7 protein-coding genes are annotated in these 12057 nt (G+C 62.7%); 2 read left to right on the top strand and 5 right to left on the bottom strand.

Translation table 11 applies throughout. From position 1 onward, the window contains the following. Nucleotides 1-80 precede the first annotated feature (80 nt). Nucleotides 81-6422, top strand: a complete 6342-nt coding sequence (locus tag JOF48_RS13005) for an SdrD B-like domain-containing protein (protein WP_209681336.1) — start codon at nucleotides 81-83, stop codon at nucleotides 6420-6422. A gap of 82 nt (nucleotides 6423-6504) precedes the next feature. Here JOF48_RS13005 and JOF48_RS13010 read toward each other — a convergent pair whose 3' ends face one another. The 5 genes from JOF48_RS13010 to JOF48_RS13030 form a co-directional block, all read right to left on the bottom strand. Then, on the bottom strand, nucleotides 6505-6756 hold the full coding sequence (locus tag JOF48_RS13010; RefSeq protein WP_342591240.1) for a response regulator transcription factor: 252 nt from the start codon (nucleotides 6754-6756) through the stop codon (nucleotides 6505-6507). Continuing rightward, nucleotides 6743-9124 carry a hypothetical protein gene (locus JOF48_RS13015; protein WP_209681339.1) on the bottom strand — a complete coding sequence of 794 codons (2382 nt, stop codon included), beginning with the start codon at nucleotides 9122-9124 and terminating at the stop codon, nucleotides 6743-6745. Before JOF48_RS13015 ends, JOF48_RS13010 begins: the two co-directional genes overlap by 14 nt. Before the next feature lie 416 nt (nucleotides 9125-9540). Then, entirely contained in the window at nucleotides 9541-10248 is a 708-nt protein-coding gene (locus JOF48_RS13020; protein WP_209681341.1) for a hypothetical protein, read from the bottom strand. Then, entirely contained in the window at nucleotides 10245-10979 is a 735-nt protein-coding gene (locus tag JOF48_RS13025; protein ID WP_209681343.1) for a hypothetical protein, read from the bottom strand. The genes JOF48_RS13020 and JOF48_RS13025 overlap by 4 nt, the downstream gene beginning before the upstream one ends. 81 nt (nucleotides 10980-11060) lie before the next feature. Beyond that, the gene (locus JOF48_RS13030) at nucleotides 11061-11465 is read right to left on the bottom strand and encodes a DUF5997 family protein (protein ID WP_209681345.1); all 405 of its coding nucleotides are present in this window, start codon (nucleotides 11463-11465) and stop codon (nucleotides 11061-11063) included. Between the two features lie 290 nt (nucleotides 11466-11755). Here JOF48_RS13030 and JOF48_RS13035 point away from each other — a divergent pair, with 290 nt between their 5' ends. After that, nucleotides 11756-12055: a DUF4193 domain-containing protein gene (locus JOF48_RS13035; protein WP_203313340.1), complete on the top strand. Its 300-nt coding sequence runs from the start codon at nucleotides 11756-11758 to the stop codon at nucleotides 12053-12055. Nucleotides 12056-12057: the final 2 nt, after the last annotated feature.

A 12057-nucleotide genomic window follows, 5' to 3' on the forward strand; every position in this document is an offset into this window, starting at 1 on the left:
CGCCTTGGGGGTGTGCGGAGCTTCGTCGATGGTGCGTTGCACGAGTGGTTTGTGGGGCACCACCTATTGTGAGGAAACGAATGTTAATGATTCGAAGGGGGCTGGCGCTGCTGCTGGCCCTGCTGCTGGCGTCCGGGATCGGGGCACCAGCCGCGATGGCCGCGCCAGATGGTGACATCCCCGCACCCGCCAGTGTTGGCGGAGGGATGTACCTGGAAAAGACGGTGGCTGATCCCAAGCCACTGAAGCCGGGAGATTTTGTAACATACGACCTGACCATCGGCTGCTCGTCGATTGAAGTGCCGTGCGTCGATGCCAAGCTCATTGACCTGCTGCCGCCGCCGCTGGTGGTTAGCACCGTCACTCCGACTGGATTCAAGCAGCCCGTCGAAGAGAAATATAACGATGACCGCAGCCAGGTTGAGCTGACCTTCAACGAGTTTGCTCCCGACAGCCCCGAAGAAAAGGGCCTGATTGCCGGTTCTGACTACCACATCACCATCGTCGCGCAGCTGCCAGCGAACGCTTCCGCCGAGCTGGGCGGCACCTCGCTCATCAACGAGGCCACGCTGACGTCCACGACCGGCAGGGTCACCGACCCGGCTCCGGCCGTTCCGGTGGAAATCGATCCCGCACTCAAGGCGGATATTACCAAGGCGTGGGGCGTGCCGAGCACCATTGCCGGTGAAGAGACCGCCAACGCACTGACCCTGGGCGGCATCAGGAATGCCTCGCTTGTGGGTGCCAACGCACTGACCATCCTGGAGCCTTCCGGCGAGAGCAAACCGTTCGATCAGGTTGCCTTCACCGGATTTGGCGCACACACCTTCCCCGAGGGAGCCGACACCGTCACCGTCAACTGGTTTGTCGGGGAAACCAAGCACGACGGCGTTCCCTCCGCAGAACCCACGATCCCCGCCGATGTTGACTTGGCCGCCATCACCGGCTTCGAGATCATTTACACCTCCTCCACTTCCACCACCGGCGACGGCGCCAAGGGTGGCATTGTTGCAGATGGCACGGCCGGTTCCCTGGTGCTCAACACCGTGGTCCGCCCCGGCGCCACCGGCGTTGTGCGGAACGAAACAAGCATTGTGGCCACAACGCCCAAGGGCGATTCACCCGTCGCGAAGGCCGAGAACTCGTTCGAGATCACGGCCGTGACCTTCGTGGTCAACGCCACCAAGTCCATTGCGCCGCCGAGCGTTGTTGCACAGACGCCGGGCTTCGAGGGCCGCACGGAGAACAAGGCCACGGTTTCCATTGGTGCCGTGAACGGCTCCAACCAGCCGTTGCAGACCATGACCATCAAGGAGCCGTCCACCGGCACCGACCCCTTTGGGGCAGGCATCGACTTTGACGAGTTCGTGGCCAGCGGCTGGCCTGCCAACACCGACAGCATTGTTGTCACTGTGGACGGCACCGAATACACCTTGGCCGAGTCGGACGGAAAGATTGCCTTCCCGGCCAACATGCCCAAGGGCGAAGCCGTGAAGTCCTTCACGGTGGCATTCACCGGAAACTACGCCCCGGGCGAATCAGTTGAAATGAAGTTCGGTGTCATTGGTGAGACCGTTGGCGACTACACCAACACCATCGAAGCCGGCGGAACTTCTGCCGGAGGAACCCCTGCCGCAACCGGCGAGGCCAGTGCGCCCCTGAAGGTTGTCGAGCCTTCCGAGGACCTGGTGGGCGGCAAGTTCTTCTCCACCGCCGGCATGTACGCTTCCGACAACCGCGTTGAAGGAGTCACCGGTGAGAAGGTCAACGCGACCCTGAACACCAAGGTCAAGGACTCCTCCAACGTCCACGTGCGTGAAATTGTGCAGACCGACAACTTTGAGACCATGATGCCCAAATGGAAGGCCAACAAGGTCACCATTGCAGAGATCCAGGGCGCCTCGACCGTCAAGGTTGAATACCTGAACGCTGCAGGCACCTGGATTGTCCTGAAAGAAAACGCTGCCAGCCAGGAGATCCTCGACCTGCCTGAAGGTGCCAAGGGGGTGCAGGTTACATACCAGCGCACCGAGGGCACGTTCCCCAAGGATGCCAACGTCACCTCCGTTGTGGAGTTTGAACTGACCCAAGACATGGCGGCCGGGGACGAGTTCAGCAACAACCTGGGCCTGAACAAGGGCGAGAACACAACGGCAGAAGTTGTTTCGGACAAGAACATCAACCTCGGCGTCACCAAGTCCTGGGCACCAGGCACAGTTGTCCAGAAGCCGAACAACAAGAACCCGGAATCGAAACTCACGCTGGGAGCAAACAACAGCTCCGCGAACGCCGTGGACTCGCTGAAGGTTTCCGAACCGGCGGCAGGCACAAAACCGTTCGACTATGTTGAGATCACCTCTCTTGGCGTCGTGCTGGGCGACGGCGCAACTGCCGAGCTGGCCCGCCTGAAGCTGACCCTGGCCGACGGTGGAACGCGCGAACTCTCCGGCACGGAAGCTCTCTCACCGGCAGGAGTTGAGGGCATTGACTGGGCCAACGTTGTTGGCTTTGACTTCTCACTGGTCAAGACCGGCGACTTGCTGGTTCCCCGCCAGGCCAGCTTCACCGTGAACGTCAACACCAAGCTGCGTGACACGGTGCTGGGCACCAACGAGCTGGTTGACACTGCCCTGGGCAAGCTGGATCCGGCCTACACCATCCCGAACACCGTGGACGCAACAGTGGCCCGCGACGGGGAATCCAAGGATGACAGGGCCTCGGCGGAGTTGAAGGTCATCACCGAAAACTCGGTGGAGATCACCCCGGCGCTGACCAAGTCGTTCAACCCGGCCGGCCCCGTCCCGCTGTTCCCGCTGACGCCCACCGAGGTCACCCTCGCCATCAACTCCGGCGCGGACAAGGCAGACAAGATAATGGTCGAGGACATCGACCCGACCTTCTGGAATGCCTTTGACTTTGTGAAGTGGACCGACTTTGCGAGCGGCCCGGGCAACGCGAAGATGACGTACGAATTCTTCACGGGCGGCACGTACAAGACCGTTGACGGCAGTCTCGAGGTCACCGGCGGCGAATGGACCAAGGCCGAAAACCTGGCGACGAACATGAACTCGCTCGTGGATGCCCACAACGGCAAGGCGCCCATGACCGCCGTCGAAGGTTTCCGGATCACCATTGAGAGCGGCAACTACGAGGAGCTGGCCCGCAACGTCAACACCTTCAAGTTCCAGGTGAAGCCGCGCTACATGCTGCGGTCCGGTGAAATCAACAGCAGCGACGATGGCACCAGGAACCCCGGCGAGACTGCAGACCGCACCATTGCCAACACGGCAAGCGGCAAAATGTCACGGCTGGGCAAGCTACACGAGGTTCCGGATTCGACGGCTGACTACGCGTTTACGCCGGGTGTCCTGGGATCAACTGTGACCAAGACCAACAACGCCCTGGATGCGAAGATCGCGGCAGGCGGCGAGGCAAGCTACACCATGACGGTTGAGAACAACGGCACCGAGCCGATCCTCGACCCTAAGATTGTGGACAAGCTTCCGTCGGATGCCACTGGACCCATGATGGGCGTGGATCCCGACTTTGCCGCAACCACCGTCTACAAGCTGGACAATGCCTTCACCTCCGCGAAGCCCGGCACAACCATCCCCACCGATAGCGAACTCGTTTCGGCAACCGTTGTGGATGGTACCGATGTCACCTTCACCTTCCCCGCAGGCACCGTCCTGTACCCGGGTGAAAAGTACACCGTGGTGCTGGCCGTCAAGGTGCGCTCCGGCCTTCCTGCAGGCTCCAACCTGGTGAACAGCATGGAATTCTCCGGCTCCAACATGCCTGAACCGGAGAAGGGCGAGAGTCCCGTTGTTGTCATTGCAGGCCAGAGCTACAACTCCATGAAGCTGGTCCGCGAAGTTCCTTCGGCAGGCCAGACCGCTCCCACCGGCGTGCACAACGTGGTCAACAACCGCGAGTGCTACGACTTTGGTGACGGCTTCTACCGCTACCCGTGTGTTGTTGAGACCAAGCCCGGCGGCACCGCCGAGTGGCAGCTCACCGTAACCAACACCGGCAACGTCCCCACAAACCACATGGAAATCCTGGATGTGTTCCCGTGGATCGGTGACCACGGTGTGACCACCAGCCAGTCGGGCACCCCGCGCGGCACCAAGTGGACCCCCACTCTGCTGGAAATCAAGGAGGCCGAACTGCCTGAAGGTGCCACCCGGGAGATTTTCTACCTGGTTGGCGATCCCGCAAGCTGCAAGCCTGTCGGTGACTTTGGCGACGGAACCCCGTGGTCCGGCTGTGAAGACAACTGGCTCAGCGAGCGCCCGGCGAACCCCAAGGACATCATGGGACTGAAGGCCGTGTATGACTTTGCGCCGGGCCTGGCCCTGAACGAAGGTGTGTCACTGACATTCTCCACGGAGTCCGCCACTGAGATGCCGGAAGGCGCCAGCGAGCTGGCCCCCGCCTGGAACTCGTTTGGCTACTACGCCAACGCGCAGGTGAACGGCAAGACCGACCACCGCAGCCAGGAGCCCATCAAGACCGGCATCACCTTCCGTCCGGTTGAGAAGGAAAAGGTCTCTGTTGGAGACTACGTCTGGATTGACGGCAACAAGGATGGCCGCCAGGACAATGATGAAGTTGGCATCAAGGATGTCACCCTTGTTTTGACTGGTCCGGACGGGTTGCCTGTCACCGACGTCTATGGCAACCTGGTGCATCCCACCATGACCGACAAGGACGGCAAGTACTCCTTCGACAACCTGCCGGTGCTGAAGGACAATGAGTCCTACACGGTGACGATCGACCGGACGGCATCGGAAACGGTGCTGGCTCCCTACCACCCCACCAAGGCTGGTGAGGGCAATCGCGAAGGTGACTCCTCAATGTGGGTAGCCACGTCCGAGGGGCTGACGGAGGATGGCCAGCATCATCCGACCCTGGACTTCGGCTTTGTTCTGCCGAAGGTGTCTCTGGGTGACTACGTGTGGGTTGATTCCGACCGTGACGGTGTCCAGGATGAGGGTGAGAAGGGCATCAAGGGTGTCGTTCTTACCGTCACGGGTCCCGACGGCAACCCGGTTGTTGATGTGTTTGGCAACCCGGTTGGCCCGGCAACGACGGATGACAACGGCCACTACACCTTCGAGAACCTGCCGGTTCTGAAGGATGGCGAGTCGTACACCGTCAACATTGACAAGGAAGGATCGAAGGAGCCGCTGGCACCTTATGTTCCGACTGTCGACACGGGCGCTGACCGTGGCACCAACTCCTCGACGTGGGAAGCCACATCCGAGGGCCTGACGGAGGATGGCCAGCATGATCCGACCCTGGACTTCGGTTTTGTTTTGCCGAAGGTGTCTCTGGGTGACTACGTGTGGGTTGATTCCGACCGTGACGGTGTTCAGGGTGATTCTGCCCTGGAGCCCGGCATCCCGGGTGTGGTCCTGACGATCACCGGCCCCGACGGCAAGCCTGTCACCGACGTGTTCGGCAACGAAGTCGGCACCGCAACGACGGATGACAACGGCCACTACACCTTCGAGAACCTGCAGGTTCTGAAGGATGGCCAGTCGTACACCGTCAGCATTGACAAGGAAGGATCGAAGGAGCCGCTGGCACCTTATGTTCCGACTGTCGACACGGGCGCTGACCGTGGCACCAACTCCTCGACGTGGGAAGCCACATCCGAGGGCCTGACGGAGGATGGCCAGCATGATCCGACCCTGGACTTCGGTTTTGTTTTGCCGAAGGTGTCCGTGGGTGACTACGTGTGGGTTGATTCCGACCGTGACGGTGTTCAGGGTGATTCTGCCCTGGAGCCCGGCATCCCGGGTGTGGTCCTGACGATCACCGGCCCCGACGGCAAGCCTGTCACCGACGTGTTCGGCAACGAAGTCGGCACCGCAACGACGGATGACAACGGCCACTACACCTTCGAGAACCTGCAGGTTCTGAAGGATGGCGAGTCGTACACCGTCAGCATTGACAAGGAAGGATCGAAGGAGCCGCTGGCCCCGTACATCCCGACCATCGAGACTGAAGGCAACCGGGAAGGAGACTCATCCACCTGGACGGCAACGTCCGAGGGCCTGACGCAGGATGGCCAGAGTGATCTGACCCTGGACTTCGGCTTCGTGCTCATCCCCGAGCCCCTTGCCCCGGTTGAACCGATTGATCCTGTGGAAACGCCGGAGCCGACGGAACCGGCCAACCCGGTCGAGCCCGTGGATCCGACGGAGCCCGTTGCCCCGACGGGCCCGGTGGATACGGCCAGCCCGGCCGCACCGGCCACGGAAACGGCACCGGCCGCCCCGGCACCTGCTGAAAAGCTGTCCAACACCGGTTTCAGAAGCATCGCCCTGATGGGCGTAGGCCTGCTGTTGACGCTGGGAGGTGGCGCCGTGGCACTCACTGCCCGACGCCGTCGCACTTCAGCCAGGCGCTAGGCCGACAGCCGCCTTAAGACTGTGGCCCTGCCCTTCCCAACGGAAGGTGCAGGGCCACAGCCGTTTAATGGCCTAAAAGCCGTTAGAACAAATGCTCGCGGTGCGCCACCAGCAGTGCTTCCTCGCGGGAGGTGACGCCCAGCTTCTTGTAGAGGGAGCGCAATTGGGACTTCACCGTGTTGAGGCTGACAAAATGGTTGCGGGCAATCTTCGCGCGGTCACCGGTCACGGACAGGGTCGCCAGGATCAGCTGCTCCCGCGGCGTCAGCGAGATGAGCGACAACGAGTGCGGCAGCAGCCCGTGCAGCGGTGCGGGCGCCTCAGGCCAGGGCACCCCCCAGCGTGGTGGCGGCGGCAACGATTCGCTGCAGGTCGGTGTCCGGAAGCATCACCAGCGGCCAGTGGTTCCCCAAGGTAGTGACACTGCTGGAGATGCGCTCGATGTCCGGACGGACAAGCTCTGCCGGCTTCAGGGCAAGCCGGGCGGCCGTGAGCAGAAGTTGGGCCTCCAGCGACTGCTTGGCCGACGTGTACCTCACCTGGCCGCCCAGCAGCTCCACCACCTCAGCGTGCTGGTGCATGCCCAGCCTCATCCTGGCGCGGGCCAGAACGCTGGATGTGCCGCTTCTGGGGAGCTTGGCGAGGGCCGCCTGCGCCCCCGTCGCGTTGCCGGCCGCCATGAGCAGCTCGGCCTGAACCACGGCAAGCTCCATTGCGTCCACCGGGTTGAGCGAGGGCAGTTCCTTCCGGTGCAGCAGGACCAGGTCCAGCCGTCCGGTGGCGATGCCCGCCCGCCCGCGCAACAGCTCGATGCGTGCCTCGATGATGCGAAGCTGGCCCCAGAACTCGCTCGTGGACGTCTCCGTCATGACCGGCGCCAGGCATTTTTCCGCGCTGTCAGGATCCAGCCTGCCCAGCTCGATGAGGGCCTGGGCCATGGCCAGGGGGGTGCGCTGGTAAAGTTCGACGGCGGGCATGTCCGGCAGCGCTGCCTGAGCCGCGGCAGCGTAGTCCGCAGCCGTGGTGAGGTCGCCGTCGACGGCATAGCGGTAGGCCAGCAGGGACAGGGCGAAGAACACCAGTTGCGCGGACTTGGACTGCTCGGTGATGCTGACGCTTTGGTGCAGCACCTTGGTGGCTGCGGCCATGTCGCCGGCAAACAGCAGCGTCAGGCCCCACTGGCCCAGTGCCAGTGCTTCAAACCGGGCCAGCTCGTCATGGGCGGCGAGGGGCAGCTCCGCATGCGCCTTCAGGCTCTTGCGTGCGGCCGCCGCTGCCATTTTGAATTGGCCAGTCAGGCGCAGGGCAACAGCCTCCGCCAGGCCGGTGGCCAGCCTATCTTCCGCAGGCAGCGACTTGCCCTGCAGCCTGCTGGAGGCCAGTGCCAGGGTAAAGTACTCCACGGCCTTGAAACGGGTCTGTTTGCGCGGCATGTTCGCCACGCCGGCGGCCAGGCAGAGCACAGGGTGCTTGACGATGCTGGCCTGCGGGATTGACATCAGTGTGGCGGTGAACCGGGGCCCGCCGTCAAGCATGGGCTCCAAGCCGGAGCGAATGAGGATGCTTGATGCCAGCCGGTAGTCCTCATTGGCTACAGCGTAGGCGAAGGCGGGATAGTAGTTGCGACGCTGGAATTCGTAGTCCGCCGCCGCCGACAGCGACTGTTTCCGGGCAGCGCCAAGTTGCTGCGCAAAAATGGGGGAGAGGGACTTTCGGATGAACTCCCTGTAGCCATGGGTTGCGGAGTATGGCGTAGTGGTGGTCCACAGTAGTCCTGACTCGGCCAGTTCGCGGATGGCAGCCGCCGCATCGAGGCCAGGGCACACCGCCTGGGCCAGGGGCAGGTCAAAGTCCAACACTGGCAGCGTGGCGGCCATGAAGGCGTCGGTTGTCGGCGACAGCCATTGGATCCGGACGGCCGCCAAGTCCCTGCGCAGCACATCGATGACCCGCTGGACCACGTTCTCGACGAGCGGCATGTTGGGCGACTGGGGTTCAGTGGACACCATCCGTGCGGTTCGATGCAGGACCGGGGTGCCAAACAGCTGCGCGCTGAGGTCGCTGCTGACATGCTCCAGCACCGTGCCTGCATGGTATTCGCGGGCTTCACTGTCATCGAAGGCCAGGGCGTCGCGGTCGATGACCTGCACCGCGACGTTGCTGGACAGGTGGAGTGCCTCGATGGAAAGAGCCGAGCGTGCCACCACAATGATGCGCAGTTCGGGTGCATGCTCCAAAAGGTCCAACAGCCCGGTTTCCACCTCGTGGCGGCTGGCAGGTTGGATGTGGTGGAAGTTCTCAAGGATCAACGTGAAAGCCGGGGCGCCGTGCACCAGTGCGGCCACCCGCGCCGCCGGACATCCGGGGGCAGGAATGTCGCGGGCCAGGTTGTTCCCGGCTGCAGGACCTGAGCCGACGTGGATGCGAGCCGCCTGCTCAACTTTGGACCAAAATGCGCGTGCCTTCTGCTGTTCCCCGCTCAGGTGCAGCCAGAGCAAGCGCTGGTCCGTGGAATTGGACCAGTGCTGCAGGGCAACCGACTTGCCGCAACGCATGGGGCCCCTGAGGACCAGCAGCGGCGCCTTGGACCTCGCCTCAAGCAGCCCCGTCACACGCCCCCGGTACATGACCAGCGGGTCGGACTGCTCCCTTGGGGTCCGCATGTCAACAAGAGTGTCATGGTTGTGTTCGGACAAGTCCATGTAATGCCGCACTCCTCCCCAAAGTAGTGGTTCCGGCATTCCAGCCGTCATTTCAATCGGGCAGTGCACAGCCGTGGTGGACGGTATCCCGGCGTGGTCTGCCGAGGCTTGCAACAATCGCCACGATTGAAATGGTCCCCAACAAACACATCTAGTCTACCGTCCGGCCGGGATCGCGGTGATAGGCGGGGTGGGACCGGGGCCGACGGGGCCTTGTGCGGGGGTGCGGCATGGGGGTTAAATGATTGAGTGGTGGGCCGGCTGTTATTCCGATCCACCACTCACCCCCAAAGCGTTGTGTGTCCAATGTAGTGGAGTGTTCACACATTCATTATTATTGCATTAGTAATGGAAAAGTACATATTTGTCGTGTGAGACGGCAATCACGTGTCCGCCGGCAGCAGTTTTGAGCCCGCTCAGACGGCCGCTTTCCTTCGCTTGGTGCCCTTCAGATAGGACAGCCAGACCAGTGCAAGTCCCACCGCCACGAACAGCACGGCACTGAAAGAGATCCCCCGAAGCAGGGCGTCGTTGGTGTCCGGAAGCACTTGCAATGGCACCGTGGCCAGGACAAGGACGAAGCCGATGCACATCAAAAATGCAGAGGCCCTGTCCAAGAGCAGGTGCCGCGCAAATGTGGCCCTTGCCGTGGGGACCACCACGCAGGCAGCGGCGTAGGCCATGTAGGCCATGCCAAATCCGGAGTATGCGGTGAGCGCCGGTTCGCCGGGCAGCGCCGACAGCCCCGTGGAGGAAGGGGCCTTGGTGGAGAAGAAATAGCTGACCCAGATGCCCAGGGAACAAATCACCAGTACGGCGATGCCCACGGGTCCCCGGACCATTGCCCATGCGAGCGGCGAGTTGTAGGCTGCCGCCACCTTGGCGGCCAACAGGAAAAAGACGGCAAAGAGGCTCAGCCTCAACAGCACGTTGGCGAGATTGATCCCGCCCAGCACGGCATCGATAGGCATGTAGATTGCGTGGATGCTCAGCCCCACGCTCAGGGAGGCCATGGCAAAAATCCAAAACAGGCTCCGGTTCCGCCCCTTGAGCATGGAGGGGAACCGGATGGCCGTGCAGGCCAGGCAGGCAAAGAGGGCAGCGAGCTGCAGAACTGTCGTCATCCCAGGTTCTCCCAAATGTTCTGGACCGCCGCGGCGTCATCTTCAGAGCGGCGCAGCACGCGCCCCAATACGTCAAGCCTGTGGGATGCAAGCAGCACCAGCTCGCTGTCGGCCACCTGGTGCAGCGCCAGCTCCCGGGCGTCGGGGGCCCATCCGGCCTCGGCCGGCGACAGAAATCCGGTGGCCACCAGTCCGTTGGTCAGTCCCACCCCCGCAATGCGGGCGCTTTCAATGGCCAGCTCGGCGTTGAGGCGGTTGGCGGTGATCTGTGCCGAAAGGTTTTGTGGGGCGATGGATGCCTGGCGGGCAACTTTTTGCCGCAGCTCCGAGGTGTCAACGGCGTCGAGCCATGCGCGGACCGAGGAACGGTGGTGCGGGCCCGACAATGCAAAGGTGCCCGGGGCGGCGTCGTTCTCCGCAGCGGCCTGCCTGTGGAGGATCTCCTGCAGCAGGTCGGTGTCCGAGATTTGGCTGAGGGCTTCGGCCTGGGTGGGTGCCGTGATGCCGGAGGCCAGGTCCTGGAAGGCGGGGAAGGCGGCCAGCGACGTGACCACGGGAAGTTCCAGGGAACGGCTGACGGCCGCAATCGTGGCCAGGGAAACGCGCCCGCGCACCAGCTGCTGCGCCAGCGTGGAGCGCTTAATGCCGGCGGCGCGGCACACGGCGGCATGGCTCATGGAGCCTGCCACCGAGGAAAGCCAATGTTGGAAACTTTTTGCCGAGACGCTCACGGGGTGAATGCTACTTGAAAAGCCGGCTCCGTGCCGCTCGGCAGGTGTGCCGCCGTGCCGGGTGCCCCTGTTGCCAGGCCATCAGTCCCGGGAGTCGACGATCCCCCGAAAACGGCTTCCGACGCCGTCGAACTGGCTGCGGCGCAAGCCCGGTGCAGGGTCGGGCAGTTCGCTGTTGTCGTGGAAGTCGCAGATGACGTAGCTGAACTCCGGCCACCATTTCTTGGGCCGGGCGACCTCCAGAAAGTCGCACAGGTAGCAGCGCAGCTCTACCCAGACGGGGCGCTTGCCAGTGGCGTTGGCCCGGGACTGTGCAAGCCAGGCCGGGGGATTGGCGTCGATGGCGGCCACTTCGGCGGCGCTGAGCCGGGAGGGGATGCCGTTGCGGGCGGCCATCTCCGGGGGGATGTTCAGTGCCTGGGCCACTTGCCGCCGGTTCAGCGACTTGCGGTTCAGAGATTCACGGGGGGAAGGGTTGTTTTCCATGTTCTACCAAGGATAGGTGGCCCTGCCGGGACTGGCGATTTCTGGCCGCCCGAATGTGTCACGGGAACGTCCGCGGCGGCGTGTTTCACGGGTGAGAATGGCCACATTGGGTGCGCATTCGTTGGGAATTTTCGGCGAGTTTGCCGTGTTTGCACCAAATACCACGGCCATACCCTATGCTGTGGGAAAACAACAGGGAATTCAGGGCGCATTATCAGCTTTCAGGGGCTAGTATGGGGCGCTGAAAGACCCAGCCCATATCACGAGCAGTTCAGGAGTTTGAAAACCGCATGGCAACGGATTACGACGCACCACGCAACAAGGATGAAGACCACGAGACAGAGTCGCTGCAGGCGCTCCAGGTGCAGCGTGGCGGTGCCCAGACGGCACACATTGACGTCGAAGACTCAGACACGGCCGAAGGCACGGACCTTCCCGGTGCCGATCTCTCCAACGAGGAACTGATCATCCAGGTCATTCCCGCACAGGACGACGAGTTCACCTGTGCCTCTTGCTTCCTGGTCCGCCACCGCAGCCAGGTGGCCCGCGAGAAGAACGGTTTGTTCTACTGCAAGGACTGTGAAGGCTAAAC

This window comes from Arthrobacter stackebrandtii (assembly GCF_017876675.1).
GTDB classification, from domain to species: Bacteria; Actinomycetota; Actinomycetes; order Actinomycetales; family Micrococcaceae; genus Specibacter; species Specibacter stackebrandtii.

Excerpts from the sequence above, each read along its gene's own strand:
- JOF48_RS13005 (WP_209681336.1), top strand. The coding sequence starts at position 81 with ATGTTAATGATTCGAAGGGGGCTGGCGCTGCTGCTGGCCCTGCTGCTG.
- JOF48_RS13035 (WP_203313340.1), top strand. The coding sequence starts at position 11,756 with ATGGCAACGGATTACGACGCACCACGCAACAAGGATGAAGACCACGAG.
- JOF48_RS13020 (WP_209681341.1), bottom strand. The coding sequence starts at position 10,248 with ATGACGACAGTTCTGCAGCTCGCTGCCCTCTTTGCCTGCCTGGCCTGC.
- JOF48_RS13015 (WP_209681339.1), bottom strand. The coding sequence starts at position 9,124 with ATGGACTTGTCCGAACACAACCATGACACTCTTGTTGACATGCGGACC.
- JOF48_RS13030 (WP_209681345.1), bottom strand. The coding sequence starts at position 11,465 with ATGGAAAACAACCCTTCCCCCCGTGAATCTCTGAACCGCAAGTCGCTG.